Below are 20,996 nucleotides of genomic sequence, written 5' to 3' on the forward strand. Positions count from 1 at the left end.
AAGGCCGCCGACACGGGGCCGGGGCGCCGGCTCACCAGCGGCCGAGGCGGACGCTGAGCACGGCGATAGCGGCGGGCCCCGCGGTGGAGGTGCGCAGCACGCTGTCGCCGAGCCGCACCGCGACCGCACCCGCGGCGACCAGGCCGTCGACCTCGTGGGGGGTGATGCCGCCCTCCGGGCCGACCACGACGACGACGTCGCCGACGTCGGGCAGGGCGACGCTCGACAGCGCGTCCGTGGCGGTGGGGTCGAGCACGAGGACCCGCGCGGTTCCTGCGCGCGATTCGAGCTGTCTGGTGGTCGCCACGTCGCCGACCCGCGGCTGCCATGCCCGCACCGACTGCTTCGTCGCCTCGCGCACGATGGCGCTCCAGCGGGCGAGGCCCTTGGCGACCTTCGGGCCCTCCCACTTCGAGATGCTGCGGGCGGCGGCCCACGGCACGATCTCGTCGACGCCGAGCTCGGTGGCGGCCTGCACGGCCAGCTCGTCGCGGTCGCCCTTGGCGAGGGCCTGGGCCAGAACGAGGCGGCGATCGGGCGCAGGAACGTGCCCGACCTCCGCCGCTTCCAGCACCAGGCGGTCGCCCGAGGCCTCGAGCACCTCCCCCTCGACGACCAGCCCGCGGCCGTTGCCGACCCGGAGGGTCTCGCCGATCCGAACCCGGCTCACCGTCACCGCGTGGCGAGCCTCGGGGCCGGTGACGACCACCTGGGCGCCCACCCCGGTGTCGCCGAGCTCTTCGACGAGGTAGAAGTGCGCCACGATCAGAAGTTCAGGAAGCGATCGCGGAGCTTGCCGAACAGGCCCTGCTGGAACTGCGAGAGCTGGGGCGAGTCGTGCTTGCGGCCCGAGGCGAACTTCTCGATGAGGTCCTTCTCCTTGTGGCTGAGCTTGGTCGGGGTCACGACCTGCACGCCGATCTTGAGGTCGCCGCGGCCGGAGCCGCGTAGGCGCGTCACGCCGCGGTCTTTGATCGTGATGACGTCGGCGCTCTGCGAGCCGGGCTTCACCTCGACCGTCACGTCGCCGTCGAGCGCCTCGACAGTGGTCGTCGTGCCGAGGATCGCGTCGGCCATCTGCACCTCGAGGGTCGCGAGGAGGTCGTCGCCGTTGCGGCTGTACACATCGTGGTGGCGCACCTTGACCTCGAGGTAGAGGTCGCCGTTCGGGCCGCCGGCGGGGCCGACCTCGCCCTGGCCGGGCATCTGGAGGCGGATCCCGGTGTCGACGCCCGCGGGGATGTCGACGGGAATCGTGCGGCGAGCCCGGACGCGGCCCTGGCCCTGGCAGGTGGGGCAGGGGTTGGGGATGACGGTGCCGTAGCCGCGGCAGGTACCGCAGGGACTGGACGTCATGACGTTGCCGAGGAGCGAGCGCACCTGGCGGTTGATCGAGCCGGTGCCGTGGCAGATGTCGCAGGTCTGCGGGCTGGTGCCCGGGGCGCAGCACGAGCCGTTGCAGGTGTCGCAGAGGACGGCCGTGTCGACCTCGATGTCGCGCTGGACGCCGAAGACGATGTCGTCGAGGTCGACCTCGAGGCGGAGCAGGGCGTCCTGCCCGCGCTCACGGCGCGACCGCGGACCCTGCCGCTGCTGCTGGCCGCCGCCGAAGAACGCGTCGAAGATGTCGCCGAACCCGGCCGCGCCGGCACCGCCGCCGAACCCGGCCTGCGGGCCGAGGTCGTAGCGCTCCCGCTGCTGCGGATCGCTCAGCACGTCGTACGCGTGCGTCACCTCCTTGAAGCGCTCCGATGCCTCGGGGCTGGGGTTCACGTCGGGGTGGAGCTGGCGCGCCAGCTTCCGGTAGGCCTTCTTGATCTCGTCGGGGCTGGCCTTGCGGTCGACTCCGAGGACGTCGTAGTGATCTGCCACTTGTCTCCGTGCTCGTTCTCGTGGGGGTTTCGGGGCGGACTCGGCTCAGCGTTCGCCGAGGAGGCCGCTCAGGTAGCGGGCGACGGCGCGAACGGCCGCCATGTTGGTCGAGTAGTCCATGCGGGTCGGGCCGAGAACGCCCAACCGGGCGATCTCACCACCCGATGCCGTGTATCCGCTGGCGAGCACCGACGTCTGGGCGAGCCCGAACGACTCGTTCTCGCGGCCGATGCTGGCGATGACGCTGTCACCGCCGGCGGGATCGGCGCCCTGGTGCATCTCGCCGAAGAGGCGCAGCAGCGTGACCTGCTCCTCGATCGCCTCGAGCACCGGGAAGAGGTTGCCGGCGAAGTCCTCCTCGGTGAGCACGAGGTTCGCGGCGCCCGCCATGACGAGCTTCTCCTGGCGACCCGCCTTCGCCTCTTCGACGAGGGCCCGGCACACCGCCTCGACGAAGGGGGCGCGATCGGGCAGGAACTCGACGGTGAGAGTGGAGAGGACGGCGGCGGCCTCGGCCAGCGTCCTGCCGCCGACGCGGGTGTTCAGCTTGGCTCGCAGCTCGCCCACGAACAGCTCGTCGATCTCGTGGCCCGCGTCGATCGTGCGCTGCTCGACGTGGCCGGCGTCGGTGATGAGCACCGTCATGAGGCGCGTGTCGCTGAGTCGCACGAGCTCGATGTGCCGGACGGTCGCCGCCGAGAACGTCGGGTACTGGACCAGCGCCACCTGGTTGGTGAGCTGCGAGAGCAGGCGCACCGTGCGCGAGAGCACCTCGTCGAGGTCGGACGAGTTGCCGAGGAACGTCTCGATCGCCGTCCGCTGCGCCGCCGTGAGCGGTCGCAGGTCGGCGAGCTGGTTCACGAACAGCCGGTAGCCCTTGTCGGTCGGCACCCGACCCGACGAGGTGTGCGGGGCCGCGATCAGCTCCTCTTCTTCGAGCAGGGCCATGTCGTTGCGGATCGTGGCCGCCGAGACGCCGAACTGGTGCCGCTCGACGATCGACTTCGAGCCGACCGGCTCGCGCGACTCGACGTAGTCGTGGACGATGACGCGGAGCACTTCGAGACCTCGTTCGCTGACCACGCAGGCCTCCCGTCGTCTGTCTGGCACTCGCTGAGTAAGACTGCCAATCGTACTCCACGGGGCACCGCAACCCTGGTTGCCGGGACGCGTCCGCCGCTAAGCTCGGCGCGAACTCGGTGCCCGGGACCCCGCGCACCGCCAGCGCAGACGATTGGTGAGATCACATGACCGACGCCCCGCCCCCGCCCAAGGACGACCAGCCCACGCCGCCGCCCACCGGCTCCTACGGCAATCCCGGTCAGTCCGGTCAGTACGGTCAGGCTCCCTACGGCGGCACGCCCGGCTACCAACCGCAGCAGCCCCTGCGCCCGGAAGACGAGAAGCTGTGGGCGACCCTGATCCACATCGGCGGGATCCCCTTCGGGTTCATCCCCGCGCTGATCGGATACCTGGTGCTGCGCGACCGGGGCCCCTTCATCAAGGAGCACACCCGCGTCGCCCTCAACTTCCAGCTGACGATGCTGATCGGCTATGTCATCGGCGGCATCTTGACCGTCATCGTCATCGGAACGCTGGTGATTATCGCCGTGGGAATCGTGATCCTCATCTTCTCGATCATCGCCGCCGTCGCCGCCAACCGCGGCCAGTACTACAGGTACCCGCTGTCGATCGAGTTCATCAAGCCGTAAGAGTCGCCGGCCGTCGCCGTCGCCGTGGTCCGCCCCCGTCGCGGCGACGGCGGCGGCCCGACGGCGGATCAGTCGGAAAGGAGGCGGCGGACGACCGCGTCGGCGAGCAGCCGGCCCCGGAGGGTGAGGCGGAGCGCGCCGGCGATCGCCGTGCGGCCGTCGATCAGCCCGTCGGCGATCAGGCCGGCCACCTCGGCGCGGCCCGCGTCGCCGAGCTCGGCGATGCGCAGGCCGTCGCGGATGCGGACGGCGAGGAGCACGCGCTCCGTAGCCCGCGTCTCGGCGTCGAGCGTCTCGCGTCCGGCCGCGGGCGACAGCCCGGCGACGATCCGCTCGGCGTAGGCCGCGGGGTGCTTGACGTTCCACCAGCGGACCCCGCCGACGTGGCTGTGCGCGCCGGGGCCGACGCCCCACCAGTCGTGGCCGCGCCAGTACGACAGGTTGTGCCGGCTCTCGTGGCCCTCGCCCCGCGCCCAGTTGCTGACCTCGTACCACTCGTAGCCGGCGGCGGCGAGCACCTCGTCGGCCAGCTCGTACATGTCGGCGGCGGTATCGTCGTCGGGCTGGGCGACCTCGCCGCGGCGGATCTGCCGAGCGAGCTTCGTGCCGTCCTCGACGATCAGCGAGTACGCCGACAGATGGTCGGGCTCCTGCGCGATGGCGTGGTCGAGCGAGCGGCGCCAGTCGTCGAGCGACTCCCCCGGCGTGCTGTAGATCAGGTCGAGGCTCACGTCGAGCCCGGCGTCGCGCGCCCAGGCCACGACCAGCGGGATCCGAGCCGGATCGTGAGTGCGCTCCAGGGTGGCCAGCACGTGCGGCACGGCGGACTGCATGCCGAAGCTCACCCGCGTGAAGCCGGCGCGCTTCAGGTCGACGAGGTAGTCGGCGTCGACGGAGTCGGGGTTCGCCTCGGTCGTGACCTCGGCGCCGGGCTCGATGCCCCAGGTGTCGCGGACGGCCGTCAGCATGCCGCCGAGATCGGAGGAGGGCAGCATCGTCGGGGTCCCGCCCCCGAAGAAGACCGACGAGGCCGAGCGTGGCGGGAGCCCGGCGTCGTGCAGCACCCGGTCGGCCCCCCGGATCTCGGCGATGGCCTGCGAGGCGTAGTCGCTCCGCTTGGCCCCGCGCAGCTCGTCGCCGGTGTAGGTGTTGAAGTCGCAGTAGCCGCAGCGGACACGGCAGAAGGGCACGTGCACGTAGACGCCGAAGTCGCGCGACTCGACACCGTCGACGACGCTCGCCGGCAGGCTGCCGTCGGCGGGTGCCGGATCGGCGAGCGGAAGGGCGCTCGGCACCGTCAGTCGCCCACCAGCACGCGGAGGTAGCGCTGGGTGTACTTCGTCTGCTGGAGGCGCAGGAACGGCGCGACCAGGCGCCACTTCCAGTTCGCCGGCTTCGAGAACACCCGCACGGTCAGCCAGACGGAGCCGTCGTCGGTCTGGTCGATGACCCAGCTCTCCTCGCCGCTCTCGGGGTGGCCGTCGAGCGTGCCGTAGGCGAAGCCCTTGCGCGTCGGGTCGTCGATCACGTAGACGACGCGGACCGGCGCGTGGACGGTGCGGCCGTAGGCGCGGATGTCGAGGACGGCCTCGGTTCCGGCGACCAGGAACGGCTCGCCCTCGGGGCTGAAGTGCGACTCGCCGGTCGGAGCGGCGTAGTCGGCGGGGTCGAGCGGGTTGCCCTCGTCGTCGAAGGTGACGGGCGTGTACGCACCCTCCTCGAACGACGGGGTGCTGGTGACGCGCACGCGGATGCCGCTGCGCTCCTGGACCTTCCACGTCATGATCGCGGCCCAGGCGGCCTCGAAGCGGGCGTCGCCGTGGCCGATGCGCGTGCGGTACTCGGCGGGGCGGAATCCCTTCGGCGGGTACTGAAGGAGGTCGGGCGCCTGGGTAGCCCCGACCTGCCCGTAGGTGGTCTGGATCTCGGTGTGGGTCTGACGGCGCATCCGACGATTCTAGACGGGGCCGCGTCGCGGCGTCGCTGCGGCCCGGTCACGTGGTGGCCGCAGGGGCAACGGCATCGAGATGGCCGTGGCCGTCGCCACCCTGGCGGGCGGGCGACGGCCACGGCCATCTCGCGACGCGGGTCAGGCCTTGCGGCCCGTGAGCGCGCGCACGATCCAGCCGATGATCCCGATCGCGACGATGATGAGGCCGATGAAGAGCAGGAACTTCAGGGCTGCGCCGAGGAAGCTGAGCCCAAAGACGATGATTCCGACGATGATGATGACGATGAAGAGAGCAGGCATGCGTCCAGCATGCTCCCAGCGGCCGGCGAGTGCCGCTCTGCCGCCTACTTCTTGTCTTTCTTCTCCACGTCACCGGAGAGCGCGGCGATGAAGGCCTCCTGCGGCACGTCGACCCGGCCGATGGTCTTCATGCGCTTCTTGCCCTCCTTCTGCTTCTCGAGGAGCTTGCGCTTTCGGGTGATGTCGCCGCCGTAGCACTTGGCCAGGACGTCCTTCCGCATGGCGCGGATCGACTCGCGGGCGATGATCCGGGCGCCGATGGCGGCCTGGATCGGCACCTCGAACTGCTGCCGCGGGATCAGCTCGCGCAGGCGGCCGGTCATCAGCACGCCGTACGCGTAGGCCTTGTCGCGGTGGACGATCGTCGAGAACGCGTCGACCTGCTCGCCCTGCAGCAGGATGTCGACCTTGACCAGGTCGGCCTCCTGCTCGCCGCTGGGCTCGTAGTCGAGCGACGCGTAGCCCTGCGTCTTGCTCTTGAGCTGGTCGAAGAAGTCGAAGACGATCTCGCCGAGCGGCATGTTGTAGCGCAGCTCGACGCGGTCCTCGCCGAGGTACTCCATGCCGAGCAGGTTGCCGCGGCGCGACTGGCAGAGCTCCATGATGACGCCGACGTAGTCTTTCGGCGCGAGGATCGCGGCTTTCACCATGGGCTCGGCCACGCTCATGATCTTGCCGTCGGGGAACTCGGACGGGTTCGTGACCGTGGTGGTCTTCTTGTCTTCGGTCGTCACCTCGTAGATCACGCTCGGCGCGGTCGTGATGAGATCGAGGTTGAACTCGCGCTCGAGGCGCTCCGTGATGATCTCGAGGTGCAGCAGGCCGAGGAAGCCGCAGCGGAAGCCGAAGCCGAGCGCGACCGAGGTCTCGGGCTCGTAGACGAGCGCCGCGTCGGACAGCTTGAGCTTGTCGAGCGCCTCGCGGAGCACCGGGTAGTCGCTGCCGTCGATCGGGTAGAGCCCCGAGAACACCATCGGGAGCGGCTCGGTGTAGCCGGCGAGGGCGACGGTGGCCGGCTTGGCGGCCGTCGTGACCGTGTCGCCGACCTTCGACTGGCGCACGTCTTTCACCCCGGTGATGAGGTAGCCGACCTCGCCGACGCCCAGACCCTGAGAGGCGAGGGGCTCGGGCGACGAGACGCCGATCTCGAGGATGTCGTGGACCGCGCGGGTCGACATCATCTGGATCTTCTCGCGCGGCTTCAGGCTGCCGTCGATCATGCGGACGTAGGTGATGACGCCGCGGTAGCTGTCGTAGACCGAGTCGAAGATCATGGCGCGGGCCGGAGCGTCTTTGTCGCCCTTCGGCGACGGGATGCGGTTCACGACAACGTCGAGGAGCTCCTCGACGCCGACGCCGGTCTTGCCGCTGACGCGCAGTACGTCTTTCGGGTCGCCGCCGATGAGCTGCGCGAGCTCGGCCGCGTACTTGTCGGGGTCGGCCGCGGGCAGGTCGATCTTGTTGAGCACCGGGATGATCTCGAGGTCGTTCTCGAGCGCCAGGTAGAGGTTGGCGAGCGTCTGCGCCTCGATGCCCTGGGCCGCGTCGACCAGCAGGATCGCGCCCTCGCAGGCCGCGAGCGACCGGGAGACCTCGTAGCTGAAGTCGACGTGGCCGGGGGTGTCGATCATGTTGAGCGCGTAGGTCGTGCCGTCGACGGCCCACGGCATGCGGACGGCCTGGCTCTTGATCGTGATGCCGCGCTCGCGCTCGATGTCCATGCGGTCGAGGTACTGGGCACGCATGGCGCGGTCCTCGACGACGCCGGTGATGCCCAGCATGCGGTCGGCGAGAGTCGACTTGCCGTGGTCGATGTGCGCGATGATGCAGAAGTTGCGGATCGCGTCGGGCGCGGTCGAGGCGGGCTCGAGGGCGGTAACGGCTTTGGGGCTCACGTGGTCTCTCTGGCGCAGTCGGTCTAGCGGTCGGAACATTCTCCCACGAGCGCGCTCGGGCGGGGACCGCGGCCTTCCGTCAGGCGGGGACAGGCAGGGCGCGCAGGCCGCGCTCGAGCACGTCGAGGGGTGCCGCGAGGCTGATCCTGATCCAGCCCTCGCCCGATCGGCCGAAGGCGCTGCCGGGGGCGATGGCGACGCGCTCGGCGATCAGGAAGTCCTCCGCCCACTGAGCGACGTCGCCCCGGGAGGCGTGCGAGACATCGACCCAGAGGTAGAAGGCGCCGGCCGGGTCGAGGAAGGCCAGACCCCGCCGGCGCAGGATCTCCCGAGCCGCCTCGAGGTTCTCCCGGTAGTGCTCGCGCGCATCGGCGACGGGCTGGTTGTCGCCGGTGACGGCGGCGAGGGCCGCCCACTGGTCGGGCTCGGCGACGCAGCTGATCTGCGCCTCCTGCACCGTTCTCATCGTCTCGGCGAGCCCTCGGGGCGTGACGAGGTAGCCCACACGCACGCCGGTCATCGCGTAGGTCTTGCTCAGGGAGAAGACGCTGAACACCCGGTCGTCGTCGTCGAGCGCCGCGAGGCTCACGTGCGCCGTGCCGTAGGTGAAGTACTCGTACACCTCGTCGCTGATCACCCAGAGGTCGTGGCGGCGGGCGAAGTCGAGGATCCGGCGCAGCAGAGCCTCGCCGAACACCGTGCCGAGGGGGTTCGAGGGCGAGTTGACGATGATGGCGCGCGTCCGGTCGGTGACCAGGGGCTCCAGGGCGTCGACGTCCGGCTCGAAACCGTGCTCGGCCGAGAGCGCGTACGGCACCGCGTGCGCGTCGAGCATGTGCGCGTTCATGGTGAAGGTCGTGTAGCCGGGATCAGGAACGAGCACCTCGTCGCCCGGCCCGAGCAGCAGGCCCATCGCCTGGTGCAGGGCCTGAGTCGCCCCGACGGTCACCCAGACCTGCTCCTCGGCCACGTGCACGTCGTTCTCGCGCGCCAGCTTGGCCACCAGGGCGGCCCGGAGCGGCACGATGCCGCCGTTGGGCGTGTAGCTCGTGCGGTCCTCGGCCCACGCGCGCCGGGCGGCGTCGATGATGTGGCGGGCGACCGGCACGTCGGGCTCGCCGACGACCAGCATCGCGACGTCGTCGAGCTTCATCGCGATCTCGAACACCCGTCGGATACCGGAGCCGGGCACGGACAGGATGTGCGGGGCGAGGGAAGGCATGCCGAGACGTTACTACGACACGCTCGGCCCGCTTGATTGCCGCTCGGCAGACGCCCTGGTAGTGTTGATTCTTGGCTTCCGCCGCCGCTTCCCCGCTGCGCGGCGATTCGCAGTCAGTTCGCCTAGGCGACCAGGTCCACCCTCTATGGTCCTGATCGGCTGCGTACACACTCTTATCAATCCAGACAGAAGGTTCACCACAGTGGCAAACATCAAGTCGCAGATCAAGCGCATCGGCACCAACAAGAAGGCCCAGGACCGCAACAAGGCCGTCAAGAGCGAGCTGAAGACCGTCATCCGCTCGACGCACGCCGCCATCACCGCCGGCGACAAGGCCGCTGCGACCGCCGCTCTCGTCGTCGCGACGAAGAAGCTCGACAAGGCCGTCAGCAAGGGTGTCATCCACCAGAACCAGGCCGCCAACCGCAAGTCGGCGATCGCCAAGCAGGTCGCGGCCCTCTAGGTCCCGCGCCGCTGTACGAAGGCCCCGCCTCCCGATTCGGGGGGCGGGGCCTTCGTCGTGCGGGGGCGTCGGCCCCCGGACCGGCTCGGGCGCGCTCTGCGGCGGCTCGGCCCCGCCAGAACGGCTCAGCCCCGCCGTCGCGACGGCGGGCGCATGCCGATTCGGCGGGCCCGAGCTGCCGGGCCCCGCCTCTAGCGCGTAGCGCCTCGACGGCTGACGACGCTGACCATGCGCTCGAGGGCGTACACGGCGTCGCGCTCGGCGCCCTTGACGGCGGCGTCGGTGGTGGCGATGAGGTCGATGGCGCGGCCGAGCCCCTCGTCGGACCACCCGCCGAGGTCGCGCTGCGCGCGCTGCACCTGCCAGGGCGCCAGCCCGAACCGCGACGCCAGCTCGCCCTGGCTGGAGCGCCCGCCGCCGCTGACCTTGGCCATGGTCCGGAGCTTGGACGCGAAGGCGGCGACGATCGGCACGGGGTCCTGCCCCGACGCCAGCGCATGCCGCAGCAGGATCAGGGCCTCACCCTGCCGCCCGGCGATCGCGGTGTCGGCGACCTTGAACGCGTTGGTCTCGACGCGACCCGAGTAGTACTTCTCGACGGTCACCTCGGTGATCTCGGCGGCCCCGTCGGCGAGGAGCTGCTGGCACGCGGAGGCGAGCTCCGAGAGGTCGTCCTGGAACGCCTGCACCAGCGCACGAAGGGCTCCGGCCGATACGCGCCGCCCCTCGGCGGCGAACTCGGCGGCGGCGAAGTCGAGCTTCTCGGTGTCTTTCTTGAGCTCGGCGCAGATGACCTCGATGCCGCCGCCGAGGCCGCCGCGGAGCGCGTCGAGCAGCTTCTTGCCGCGGACTCCCCCGCCGTGGCGGAGCACGAGGTAGGTGTCGTCGGCCGGCGCCTCCAGGTACGAGAGCGCCTCCTGCAGGAATGCGTCGGTGCACTTCTCGACGTTGGCGACTCGGATCAGGCGCGGCTCGGCGAACAGCGACGGGCTTGCCAGCGTGATCAGCTCACCGGGGCCGTACTGGTCGGCCGAGAGATCGTGGACCTCGAGCCGAGGGTCTTCGGCGACGAGCTGGTCGCGCAGCTGCCGGACGGACCGGTCGGCGAGAAACTGCTCGGGCCCCGAGACCAGGATCACGGGCGCCGGACGAATGGCATCCCATCCGACCTGGGCGATCTGGACAGCCTTCGTCGCCTTGCCCGCGGTTCGCGCTGCCATGTCTCTCCTCCGGGCGGTCCGTGCCGGGCCGTGTCGAGCGGCCCGGGGCCGCGACCGGTTCGGCGAGGCCGGGGTCAAGCCTAGGTGCACCGGCCGTCACGCGTGCTCCTGCGCGCCAGACGGCGATGCCGCCGTCGGAGTCGCGGGCGAGGGCGACGGTGCCGTCCTCGTCGCTGCGGACGACGGCGGCGCCGACCGACTGCAGCAGGTCGACGGTCTGCGCGACGGGGTGGCCGTAGGTGTTGTCGGCCCCGACGCCGATCAGGGCGATGCGGGGCCGTAGTTCCTGGTACAGAGAAGGGCTCTGGTCGCGCGACCCGTGGTGCGACACCTTGACGACGTCGACCGGGCCGAAGTCGGTGCGTCCGCGCAGGCGCGCCTGCTCGCGTTCGCCGAGGTCGCCCAGCAGCACCGCGGTCAGCTGCGCCGGCGCGCAGACCGAGGCGCACGAGACCGAGAGCACGACGCTCGCCTCGTTGCCCGGCGTCGTCCCATCAGGCGGCCACAGCACGGTGAGCTGCGCGTCGCCCAGCCGCATCGACGCACCCGGCGTCGCGGCGACCACAGCCCGAGCCCTGAGCGCAGGAACGACGTCGCCACCGCCCGGCCCCACGAGCACGGTCTCCACCCGCCCGGCCAGCGACCCGGACGCGCCGACGTGGTCGGCGTCGAAGTGGGTGAGCACGAGGAGGTCGATCCGGCCGATGCCGAAGGACTGCAGGCAGGTGGCCAGCAGAGCCGCATCATCGCCGGTGTCGACGAGCGCCACCCTGCCCGCCGAGCGCAGGAGCACGGCGTCGCCCTGGCCCACGTCGCACTGCGCGATCTGCCAGTCGGCGGGGAGGGTCGCGCGGCGGCCGAGCGTGCCGCCGGCGGTGGTCGCGGCCAGGGGCACGAGTAGCGCGAGCAGGGCCGAGGTCGCGACACGGCGGGCGCGGCGGTGCGACGGCGCGAGCACCGCGGCGGCGGCCAGCAGCACGACGAGTGCGGCGACCCCGACGGCGAGAGCGCCCGCGCCCCACTCGAGCCGCGCCCCGGGGACGCCGGCCGCGAACCGGGCCACCGCGGCGATCCAGGTCGAGGGGAGCCACGCGGCGTGAGACACGGCGACCGCGGCGGCGGGCCAGACGGGGCCGAGCAGGCACGCGACCAGGCCGAGGACCGTCGCGACGGGTGCCGCCGGTTCGGCGAGGACGTTGGCGGGGATGCCGACGAGCGGCACGCCGGGGTCGAGCAGAAGCAGCAGCGGCTGGCAGGCCAGCTGCGCCGCGATCGGCACGGCGAGAGCGACTGCGATCGGCGACGGCACGACCCGGGCAAGGACGAGGCTGAGCGGCCCGGTCAGCACCACGAGCCCCGCGGTCGCCAGCACCGACAGGGCGAACCCGAACGATCGCGCGAGCCACGGGTCGCTCAGCAGGAGCACGACGACGGCGAGCGACACCAGAGGGAGCCCGCGCACGGGTCGTCCCCACGCAGTCAGGGCGAGCCCCGCCAGAGCCATGACGGCGGCGCGCTGGACGCTCGGCTCGGGAGTCACCAGCACCACGAATCCGCCGAGCACCACGGCGGCTGCCCCGTGGCGAACGAGCCGTGGCACCCCGAGCGCGGCCGCCAGCATCAGCGTCACGGTGACGACGACGGCGCAGTTCGCACCCGACACCGCCGTGAGGTGGGCCAGCGACGACCGTTTCATCGCCTGGTCGAGGTCGGCCGAGACGCGTGCCGTGTCGCCGAGCGTCAGCCCCGGGAGCAGGTCGCCGCCGTCGCCCGGGAGACCGGCGGTGGTGAGCGCGAAGCCGTCGCGTAGGTCGGCGGCCCACCCGCCGAGCCCCGACGCAGGCCTCACCACCTCGACCGGCGAGGACGGCCGCAACGCCAGCGCGTGGGGATCGCCGGGGGTGAACTCGGAGAGCCGACCGGTCACGGCGACGGTGTCGCCGGCGGTGGGCCAGGCGGCGCCCGGCTCCGCGCCGAGGACGAGGGTGCGGAGGGGGTGGGCGGGTTCCTGCGCCCCGACCCTGCTGATCGACAGGGTGAGCGTGCCGGTACGCGGATCCGGCAGGCCGACGACCTCGCCGACGACGGCCGTCGAGGTGCTCGGCAGGGACTCCGGCGACGGCAGGCGAATCCACGCCGACCCGGCGAGGGCTGCGACGACGCCGAGCATCACGGCCACGAGCCCGAGCCGCCGACCGACGAGCAGCCCGCACGACCCGACCGCGGCGACTCCCGCGATCATCGGCAGCGCGGCAGGGTGGGGCAGCGCGAGCACCAGCGCACCCCACCCCGCCGCCGCCGGCGCCGCCAGCCGCACGTCGATCACCCCGCCACCACGCTCTCCCGCAGCGCCTCGAGCTTCTTCTCGCCGATCCCCGGCACGTCGAGAAGGTCTTCGACGGCGGCGAACCGCCCGTGCTCGTCGCGCCACGCCAGAATCGCGGCGCTCGTCGCCGGCCCGACGCCCGACAGCGTCTCGAGGGTCGCGGCGTCGGCGGTGTTGAGGTCGACCATGCCCGAAGGCGCCGACGACGACGACGTGCCGGCTGGCGGCACCGGCGAAGCCGACTCCCCCACCTTCGGCACCACGATCTGCTCCCCGTCGGCGACCGTGCGAGCGAGGTTCAGCGCTGTCTGGTCGGCATCGTCGCGAAACCCGCCGGCCTGGGCCACCACGTCGACCGCCCGCGACCCGGACGCCACCTCGTACAGTCCGGGCCGCTCGACCCGCCCCAGGATGTGCACGAACACCCGCCCCGGTGAAGGCGTCGAGAGCGCCGGGGCCGGCGTCGTGAACGACGACACGGGCGCAGGAACATCGGCTACCGCCTGCCGCCCCGCCGTGATGGCCGACACCGCCACCACGATCCCGACCAGGACCACCGCCGCCACGACCGCCGCGCCCACGGCCACCCGCCACCGCGGCGCCGACCCCGGCTCGCGGAAGTCCGGCGTGCGCCCCTCTGAACTGCTCATGCGGCCACGCTAGGAAAGCGGCGGCCCCGGAGACGACGGAGCCGCCGATCTGTGCAGAGATCGGCGGCTCCGAGGCCGTGTGGAGAACAGGACGACAGCGTTACTTCACGGCGATGTTCACCACGCGCGGCGCCCGCACGATCACGTTGACGATCTCTTTGTCGCCGACGGCGCGCCTCACGGCCGCCGACTCGCGAGCCAGGGCCTCCAGCTCGTCGGCGCCGATCTTCGGCGAGACCTCGAGACGGTCGCGCACCTTGCCGTTGACCTGGATCACCGCGGTGACGCTGGTCTCGACGAGCAGCGTCGGGTCGGCCTTGCGCCAGCCGAAGGTCGCGACGTCGGAGTCGTAGCCGAGGCGCTCCCACATCTCGGCCGCGGTGTGCGGCGAGAACAGCGACAGAGCGAGAGCCACGGTCTCGGTGGCCTCTCGCACGGCCGGGTCGGCGGGGCCTGCGCCGGAGTCGACGGCCTTGCGGATCGTGTTGACGAGCTCCATGAGGCGCGCGACGACGACGTTGAACTTGAACGCCTCGACCAGGCTCGGGGCCTCCGACAGGAAGCGGTGCGTCGAGCGGCGGAGGTTCTGGTCGCCCTCGGCCCACACGGCGTCGGGCGTCGAGGTGACGTCGTTCGCCAGGCGGAAGGCCCGCGCCAGGAACTTGGCGGCGCCGGCGGGCGACACGTCTTCCCAGTTGATGTCGTCTTCGGGCGGGCCGGCGAACGCCATGGTGAGGCGGATCGCGTCGACGCCGTGCTCGGCGAGCTCGTCGCTCAGGTTGACGCCGCCCTTCGACTTCGACATCTTCGAGCCGCCCGAGAGCACCATGCCCTGGTTCAGCAGCGCGCTGAAGGGCTCGGTGAAGCCCACGTAGCCGAGGTCGAACAGCACCTTGGTGATGAAGCGCGCGTACAGCAGGTGCAGGATCGCATGCTCGACACCGCCGACGTACTGGTCGACGGGCGCCCACTTGTCGGCCTCCTTCGGGTCGAAGGCCATGGTGTCGTCGTTCGGGTTGAGGTAGCGCAGGTAGTACCACGACGAGTCGACGAAGGTGTCCATCGTGTCGGGGTCGCGGAGGGCCGGACTGCCGTCGCGAGGGTCCTCGACGGTGACCCACTCGGTGGCGGCGCCCAGCGGCGACTGGCCCTTGGGCTTGAGGTCGAGGCCCTCGGTCGACGGCAGCTCGACGGGGAGCTGGTCGAGCGGAACGGGGATCTCGACGCCGTCGGCGCCGTGGATGATCGGGATCGGGGTGCCCCAGAAGCGCTGGCGCGAGATGAGCCAGTCCCGGAGGCGGTACGTCTTGGCGGCGCGGCCGTCGCCGGCGGTCTCCAGCGCCTCGATGATGCGCTTGATGCCGTTCGACTTGCTCAGCCCGGTGAAGACGCCCGAGTTCAGCAGGCGGCCCTCGCCGGTCAGGGCGGTGCCCGTCTCGGCGGGGTCGGTCGGCTCCAGATCGTCGGGCAGGATCGCCTGGCCGTTCTCGTCCAGCTCGAGCGCGGGGATCACACCGGTCACGGGCGCGTTCACGTCGACGACGACGCGCACGGGCAGGTCGTACTTCAGGGCGAAGTCGAGGTCGCGCTGGTCGTGCGCCGGCACGGCCATGACGGCGCCGTGGCCGTAGTCGGGCAGGACGTAGTCGGCGGCCCACACCGGGATCCGCTCGCCGGTCAGCGGGTTCTTGGCGTAGCGGCCGAGGAAGACGCCCTGCTTCGGGCGGTCGGCGGTCTGGCGCTCGATCTCGGTGCTCTTCTGCACCTCGGTCAGGAATGCCTGGAACGTCTCGGCGATCGCGGCGTCGTCCGCGCCGGCGACGAGCTCCGCCGCCAGGTCGGACTCCGGCGCGACGACCATGAAGGTGACGCCGTGCAGGGTGTCGGGGCGCGTCGTGAAGACCGTGATCTTCTCGGCGCGGCCCTCGACGGCGAAGTCGACGTCGGCACCCGTCGAGCGGCCGATCCAGTTGCGCTGCATCGCCAGCACCTTCGACGGCCAGCGGCCCTCGAGCTGGTTCAGGTCGTCGAGCAGGCGGTCGGCGTAGTCGGTGATCTTGAAGTACCACTGCGTGAGCTTCTTCTTCACCACGACGGCGCCCGAGCGGTCGGACGTGCCGTCGGCGAGCACCTGCTCGTTGGCGAGGACGGTCTGGTCCACAGGGTCCCAGTTGACCCAGCTGTCTTTCCGGTAGGCCAGGCCCTTCTCGTACATCTTGAGGAACAGCCACTGGTTCCACTTGTAGTACTCGGGGTCGGAGGTGTGGATCTCGCGGGTCCAGTCGACCGACACGCCGTACGCCTTCATGGCGGCGCGCTGCTGGTCGATGTTCGCGTACGTCCACTCGCGAGGGTCGGTGCCGCGCTTGATCGCGGCGTTCTCGGCGGGCAGCCCGAAGCTGTCCCAGCCCACGGGGTGCAGCACCTGGAAGCCCTGCTGCCACCAGTAGCGGGCAACGATGTCGCCGAACGCGAACGCCTCGGCGTGACCCATGTGCAGGTCGCCCGACGGGTACGAGAACATGTCCATGATGTACTTGCGCGGGCGCTTGTCGGTCGGGTCGTCGATCGTGAACGGCTGGCGCTCCTCCCAGACGGCCTGCCACTTCGTCTGCAGGGCGGCGAAGTCGTAGGCGTTCGGGTCGACGACGGTCGACTCGCCGTCATCGCCGGCGGCGTCGGTCGTCAGGTTCTGCTCGTGCTCGTGTGCCACGGAGGTTCTCAATTCACGTCTGGGGGTGCGGGCCCAGGAGCGCATCGCACTGGCGACGCCGCGGACCCAAGGATCTAGATTAGCGAGTCCGGCACGCCGGAGGCGCCGAGGGCGGTCAGCAGGGCGCGGGCCTTGATCGCGACCTCGGCCAGCTCGTCGGCCGGGTCGGACTCGTTCGTGATCCCGCCGCCGACGCCGACGCCGGCCTCGCCGGTGGGGAGGTCGAGCACGATCGACCGGATCACGACGGCCAGGTCGACCGTGCCGTCGAATCCGAACCGCCCCGCGACCCCCGAGTAGAGTCCGCGGGGCCCGGCCTCCAGCTCTGCCAGGATCCGCACCACGCTGTGCTTCGGCGCCCCGGTCATCGACCCCGGCGGGAACGTCGCCCGCAGCACGTCGATGCCGGTGAGCCCGGGCCGCACCACGGCCGTCACCGTGCTGACGAGCTGGTGCACGTGCTCGAAGCCCTCGACGGCGAACAGCGACGACACGGCGACGTGCTCGGGCCGCGACACCCGCGAGAGGTCGTTGCGCATGAGGTCGACGATCATGAGGTTCTCGGCGCGCTCCTTGCGGTTCGACGCGAGTTCCTGCGCCCGGGCCTCGTCGAGTCGCGAATCGGCCGAGCGCTCGCGAGTGCCCTTGATCGGCGACGTCGAGACCCGGCCCTCGGCGTCGATGCGCAGGAACTCCTCGGGACTCGCCCCCAGCACGGCCGTCTCGCCGAGCCTGATGAACGACGCCCTCGGCGCCGGAGACGACCGCCGCAGCCGCGCGTAGAGGTCGAGGTCGCTCTCGCCGGTCACGACGGAGGCGCTCGTCGTCAGGCAGATGACGAAGGCGTCGCCGCGGTGGATCGCGGCCAGGCAGCCGGCGATCAGGTCGAGGTAGCGGGCGTCGCCGTCGGCCCACGCTGCTGTCGCTCCGGGCGCAGGAACGGCCTTCTGCCGCGGCTCCCGCCCGGGCCACCAGTTCCGCAGAGCCTCGCCGAGCTCCGGCTCAGCGCCCCGCTCCACCAGCTCGACGAGGCCCGTGCCGTGGTCGAACACGAGCGCGCGGTCCACCTCCAGCAGGAGCAGGTCGGGCCGCACCGGGTCGCCGAGGGCCTCGGCCCAGGTCGCGTCGCCGGGCGCGAGCAGCTCGGCCGAGACGCCGTAGCCGACGACGCCCCACCAGCCGAGCGGGTCGGCGTCGGGATCGTCGTCGCGGAGGGAGGCGTCGACGCGGGCCAGGGCCGCCTCGACGTCGCCGGGCACCGCGGCGCGGGCGTCGAGGCGTCGGCGCCCCCAGCCGACCAGCGAGCGCGCCGGATGACCGGGTGACGGAGCCGCGCCCTCGGCGTCTGCGGCCGCGCCGGCGTCGATCCAGACGACGTCGCCCTCCGCCCCGAACGCTCGGACGACCGCCTCGGGCGTCACCCACCCGGCGAGCGGGGTTCGGGTCGGAGGCTGCCGCATAGGGTTGATTCTATGAACGACGCACCCCCCACCTCGCTGCTCGTGGCGGACTCCCTCCTCGTCGACGGCGGGCTGGCGCTGGCGGCCGGGGTGCACCGGTCGCGGTTCGTCGACTCGGTGCGGGTGCAGGCGCCCGACCTCACCGATGCGGCGGGACCGTTCTGGGATCGGGCGGTGCGAGGAGTTCCTGCGACCGGGTACTGGTTTCCGCGGATCACCCTCGACACCTCAGGGGCCTTCGACATGTCGCTGCGACGGGCGCCCGTCCGGACGACCTCCGTGGCGCTGCACACCGCGCGTGTCGACCCGCGGACGACTCCCCTGATCAAAGGACCGGACCTCGCGCGCCTCGACGCCCTGCGCCAGGAGGCCGTGCGGGCCGGAGCCGACGAGGCCGTGATCGTCTCGCCCGAGGGACTCGTCGTCGAGGGCGGCTACTCGTCGATCGCGTGGTGGCGGGGCGGTGCGCTCTGCGTGGTCGACGACACGCTCGAGCGGCTGCCCGGGGTGACGGAGAACTCGCTCGTGACCGTCGCGACGGCGTTCGGCGTCACCGTGCTGCGGGAGCTCGTCGAGCCGGACGACCTCGCCGACCACGAGGTGTGGAGCCTCGGATCGCTGCACGGGCCCCGGATCGCCACCTCGTGGGTAGGCGGGCCGACGGTCGCCGAGCAGCCCGGGCGCCTGCGGCTGTGGCGGGCGCGGCTGGACGCCCTCAGGCGGCCCGTCCACTCGCACTAGCTTTGTCGCCGGTACTCGATATATTGGGCGCATGCCTCACACCGACCGCTTGTTCGAGACCATCCGCGTCAGCGGAGCCCGCGAGCACAACCTGAAAGACATCAGCGTCGCCATCCCGAAGCGGCAGCTGACCGTCTTCACGGGCGTCTCGGGGTCGGGCAAGAGCTCCCTCGTGTTCGGCACAATCGCGGCCGAGTCGCAGCGGCTGATCAACGAGACCTACAGCGCGTTCGTCCAGGGGTTCATGCCGACGCTGGCCCGCCCCGAGGTCGACGTGCTCGAGGGGCTCACCACCGTCATCATCGTCGACCAGCAGCGCATGGGCTCCGACCCGAGGTCGACGGTGGGCACGGCGACCGACGCCAACGCCATGCTGCGGATCCTCTTCAGCCGGCTCGGCTCGCCCCGAGTGGGCTCCCCCAACGCCTTCTCGTTCAACGTGTCGTCCGTGCGCGGCTCCGGCACCCTCACGGTTCAGAAGGGCGGCGCCTCGAAGGACATCCCGGCGAACTTCTCGCGCAACGGCGGCATGTGCCCGCGCTGCGAGGGCCGGGGGTCGGTCAGCGACATGGACTTCACCGAGCTCTACGACGACTCGAAGTCGCTGATCGACGGCGCCGTCCGAGTGCCGGGCTACACCGGCGACGGCTGGATGATGCGCGTCTACATCGAGTCGGGCTTCCTCGACGGCGCGAAGCCGATCCGCGACTACACCGAGGTCGAGCTGAACGACTTCCTCTACCGCGAGCCGACCAAGGTCAAGATCAACGGCATCAACCTCACCTACGAGGGGCTGGTGCCCAAGCTCCAGAGGTCGATGCTCTCGAAGGACCGCGAGTCGATGCAGCCGCACATCCGCGCCTTCGTCGACCGAGCCGTGACCTTCACCTCCTGCCCCGACTGCGGTGGCACCCGGCTGAACGAGGCCGCGCGCTCGTCGCTCATCGACGGCATCAGCATCGCCGACGCCTGCTCGATGCAGATCAGCGACCTCGCCGAGTGGGTCCACGCGCTGGACGAGCCGTCGGTCGCCCCGCTGCTCCAGTCGCTGCGGCAGGTGCTGCACTCGTTCGTCGAGATCGGACTCGGCTACCTCTCGCTCGACCGCGCCACCGGCACGCTGTCGGGCGGCGAGGCCCAGCGCGTAAAGATGGTCCGCCACCTCGGCTCGGCGCTCACCGACATCACCTACGTCTTCGACGAGCCGACCACCGGCCTGCATCCGCACGACATCCAGCGGATGAACGAGCTCCTCCTGCGACTGCGCGACAAGGGCAACACGGTACTGGTCGTCGAGCACAAGCCCGAGACCATCGCGATCGCCGACCATGTCGTCGACCTCGGGCCGGGTGCCGGCGCGAACGGCGGCACGGTGTGCTTCGAGGGCACGGTCGACGGCCTGCGCGGCGCCGACACGGTGACCGGCCGGCACCTCGACGACCGGGCGGCGCTCAAGTCGACGGTCCGAACGCCGACGGGGTCGATCGCGGTGCGCGGAGCCACCACGCACAACCTCCAGGGCGTCGACGTCGACGTGCCGCTCGGAGTGCTGACCGTCGTGACGGGCGTCGCGGGCTCGGGCAAGAGCTCGCTGATCCATGGCTCGGTATCCGTGGGCGACGACGTCATCTCGGTCGACCAGAGCCCCATCCGCGGATCCCGCCGCAGCAACCCGGCGACCTACTCCGGGCTCCTCGAGCCGATCCGCAAGGCGTTCGCCAAGGCCAACGGCGTCAAGCCGGCCCTCTTCAGCTCGAACTCGGAAGGGGCCTGCCCGACCTGCGGCGGCGCCGGCGTGATCTACACCGACCTGGGCATCATGGCGACGGTCTCGACCGTCTGCGACGACTGCGAGGGCAGACGGTTCGACTCGTCCGTGCTCGACCACACCCTCGGGGGTCGCGACATCTCCGAGGTGCTGGCCATGTCGGTCGCGGACGCCGAGGAGTTCTTCGCCGCCGGTGCGGCGAAGACGCCGGCGGCCCACGCGATCCTGCGCCGGCTCGCCGACGTCGGGCTCGGCTACCTCACCATCGGCCAGCCGCTGACCACGCTCTCGGGAGGAGAGCGGCAGCGCCTCAAGCTCGCGGTGCACATGGGCGAGAAGGGCAGTGTGCTCGTGCTCGACGAGCCCACCACGGGCCTTCACCTCGCTGACGTGCAGCAGCTGCTCGCGCTGCTCGACCGCCTGGTCGACTCGGGCAGGTCGGTCATCGTCATCGAGCACCACCAGGCCGTGATGGCCCACGCCGACCGCATCATCGACGTCGGGCCGGGCGCCGGCCACGACGGAGGGCGCATCGTCTTCGAGGGCACGCCCGCCGAGCTCGTCGCCGACCGGTCGACGCTCACGGGGCAGCACCTCGCCACCTACGTCGGGGCGTAGCGCGCTGCCGCCGCCGCGCGGTCCGGATCACGTCGAGAGTGCGCTCTTCGTCGCCAGCGGCACCGATATCGACACAGTGCGCACT

At 71.3% G+C, this 20,996-nt stretch carries 17 protein-coding genes; 4 read left to right on the plus strand and 13 right to left on the minus strand.

The genetic code is table 11. The features are described 5' to 3' along the window. Positions 1-31: 31 nt before the first annotated feature. From AC3CBB_RS06305 to hrcA, 3 genes are read right to left on the minus strand one after another with little or no spacing between them, the layout of a single operon-like run. The gene (locus tag AC3CBB_RS06305) at positions 32-763 is read right to left on the minus strand and encodes a 16S rRNA (uracil(1498)-N(3))-methyltransferase (RefSeq protein WP_488626376.1); all 732 of its coding nucleotides are present in this window, start codon (positions 761-763) and stop codon (positions 32-34) included. 2 nt (positions 764-765) lie between these two features. Then, entirely contained in the window at positions 766-1,872 is a 1,107-nt protein-coding gene (dnaJ, locus tag AC3CBB_RS06310) for a molecular chaperone DnaJ (protein WP_488626377.1), read from the minus strand. 45 nt (positions 1,873-1,917) lie between these two features. Beyond that, complete coding sequence (gene hrcA / locus AC3CBB_RS06315) at positions 1,918-2,955, minus strand: heat-inducible transcriptional repressor HrcA (RefSeq protein WP_488626378.1); 1,038 nt, start codon at positions 2,953-2,955, stop codon at positions 1,918-1,920. Between the two features lie 164 nt (positions 2,956-3,119). Between hrcA and AC3CBB_RS06320 the strand changes: the two genes are divergently transcribed. Further along, complete coding sequence (locus AC3CBB_RS06320; RefSeq protein WP_488626379.1) at positions 3,120-3,584, plus strand: DUF4870 domain-containing protein; 465 nt, start codon at positions 3,120-3,122, stop codon at positions 3,582-3,584. Between the two features lie 68 nt (positions 3,585-3,652). On the opposite strand, the gene hemW is transcribed toward AC3CBB_RS06320, so the two are convergent. The 5 genes from hemW to AC3CBB_RS06345 form a co-directional block, all read right to left on the minus strand. Further along, positions 3,653-4,879, minus strand: a complete 1,227-nt coding sequence (hemW, locus tag AC3CBB_RS06325) for a radical SAM family heme chaperone HemW (protein WP_488626380.1) — start codon at positions 4,877-4,879, stop codon at positions 3,653-3,655. A 2-nt stretch (positions 4,880-4,881) separates the two neighbouring features. After that, positions 4,882-5,532 (minus strand): DUF1990 domain-containing protein, encoded by a 651-nt coding sequence (locus AC3CBB_RS06330; RefSeq protein ID WP_488626381.1) that lies wholly within the window; start codon positions 5,530-5,532, stop codon positions 4,882-4,884. Positions 5,533-5,673: 141 nt separating this feature from the next. Then, positions 5,674-5,835: a hypothetical protein gene (locus AC3CBB_RS06335; RefSeq protein WP_488626382.1), complete on the minus strand. Its 162-nt coding sequence runs from the start codon at positions 5,833-5,835 to the stop codon at positions 5,674-5,676. Positions 5,836-5,879: 44 nt separating this feature from the next. Then, complete coding sequence (lepA, locus tag AC3CBB_RS06340) at positions 5,880-7,730, minus strand: translation elongation factor 4 (protein WP_123504752.1); 1,851 nt, start codon at positions 7,728-7,730, stop codon at positions 5,880-5,882. 79 nt (positions 7,731-7,809) lie between these two features. After that, positions 7,810-8,952: a pyridoxal phosphate-dependent aminotransferase gene (locus AC3CBB_RS06345; RefSeq protein ID WP_488626383.1), complete on the minus strand. Its 1,143-nt coding sequence runs from the start codon at positions 8,950-8,952 to the stop codon at positions 7,810-7,812. A gap of 202 nt (positions 8,953-9,154) precedes the next feature. On the opposite strand from AC3CBB_RS06345, the gene rpsT reads away from it, so the two are divergent. Next, entirely contained in the window at positions 9,155-9,415 is a 261-nt protein-coding gene (gene rpsT / locus AC3CBB_RS06350) for a 30S ribosomal protein S20 (RefSeq protein WP_488626384.1), read from the plus strand. Positions 9,416-9,606: 191 nt separating this feature from the next. Here the strand turns inward: rpsT and holA are convergent, their stop codons facing one another. From holA to AC3CBB_RS06375, 5 genes are all read right to left on the minus strand, one after another. Beyond that, a complete protein-coding gene (gene holA / locus AC3CBB_RS06355; protein WP_488626721.1) occupies positions 9,607-10,500 on the minus strand; it encodes a DNA polymerase III subunit delta in 894 nt (297 codons plus the stop codon). Further along, complete coding sequence (locus AC3CBB_RS06360) at positions 10,424-12,961, minus strand: ComEC/Rec2 family competence protein (RefSeq protein WP_488626385.1); 2,538 nt, start codon at positions 12,959-12,961, stop codon at positions 10,424-10,426. Before AC3CBB_RS06360 ends, holA begins: the two co-directional genes overlap by 77 nt. Further along, complete coding sequence (locus AC3CBB_RS06365; RefSeq protein ID WP_488626386.1) at positions 12,958-13,611, minus strand: helix-hairpin-helix domain-containing protein; 654 nt, start codon at positions 13,609-13,611, stop codon at positions 12,958-12,960. Before AC3CBB_RS06365 ends, AC3CBB_RS06360 begins: the two co-directional genes overlap by 4 nt. 100 nt (positions 13,612-13,711) lie before the next feature. Then, positions 13,712-16,324, minus strand: coding sequence for a leucine--tRNA ligase (gene leuS / locus AC3CBB_RS06370; protein WP_488626387.1), 2,613 nt, complete (start codon positions 16,322-16,324; stop codon positions 13,712-13,714). Between the two features lie 74 nt (positions 16,325-16,398). Continuing rightward, a complete protein-coding gene (locus AC3CBB_RS06375) occupies positions 16,399-17,784 on the minus strand; it encodes an anthranilate synthase component I family protein (RefSeq protein WP_488626388.1) in 1,386 nt (461 codons plus the stop codon). Positions 17,785-17,796: 12 nt separating this feature from the next. Between AC3CBB_RS06375 and AC3CBB_RS06380 the strand changes: the two genes are divergently transcribed. Continuing rightward, on the plus strand, positions 17,797-18,525 hold the full coding sequence (locus AC3CBB_RS06380; protein ID WP_488626389.1) for an aminotransferase class IV: 729 nt from the start codon (positions 17,797-17,799) through the stop codon (positions 18,523-18,525). Between the two features lie 31 nt (positions 18,526-18,556). Further along, entirely contained in the window at positions 18,557-20,911 is a 2,355-nt protein-coding gene (locus AC3CBB_RS06385; protein ID WP_488626390.1) for an ATP-binding cassette domain-containing protein, read from the plus strand. The last annotated feature ends 85 nt before the right edge of the window (positions 20,912-20,996 follow it).

The sequence above is a fragment of the Frondihabitans sp. OV104 genome (assembly GCF_057787745.1).

Excerpts from the sequence above, each read along its gene's own strand:
- AC3CBB_RS06365 (WP_488626386.1), bottom strand. The coding sequence starts at position 13,611 with ATGAGCAGTTCAGAGGGGCGCACGCCGGACTTCCGCGAGCCGGGGTCG.
- AC3CBB_RS06375 (WP_488626388.1), bottom strand. The coding sequence starts at position 17,784 with ATGCGGCAGCCTCCGACCCGAACCCCGCTCGCCGGGTGGGTGACGCCC.
- AC3CBB_RS06385 (WP_488626390.1), top strand. The coding sequence starts at position 18,557 with ATGCCTCACACCGACCGCTTGTTCGAGACCATCCGCGTCAGCGGAGCC.
- AC3CBB_RS06320 (WP_488626379.1), top strand. The coding sequence starts at position 3,120 with ATGACCGACGCCCCGCCCCCGCCCAAGGACGACCAGCCCACGCCGCCG.
- AC3CBB_RS06345 (WP_488626383.1), bottom strand. The coding sequence starts at position 8,952 with ATGCCTTCCCTCGCCCCGCACATCCTGTCCGTGCCCGGCTCCGGTATC.
- AC3CBB_RS06330 (WP_488626381.1), bottom strand. The coding sequence starts at position 5,532 with ATGCGCCGTCAGACCCACACCGAGATCCAGACCACCTACGGGCAGGTC.
- AC3CBB_RS06335 (WP_488626382.1), bottom strand. The coding sequence starts at position 5,835 with ATGCCTGCTCTCTTCATCGTCATCATCATCGTCGGAATCATCGTCTTT.
- AC3CBB_RS06380 (WP_488626389.1), top strand. The coding sequence starts at position 17,797 with ATGAACGACGCACCCCCCACCTCGCTGCTCGTGGCGGACTCCCTCCTC.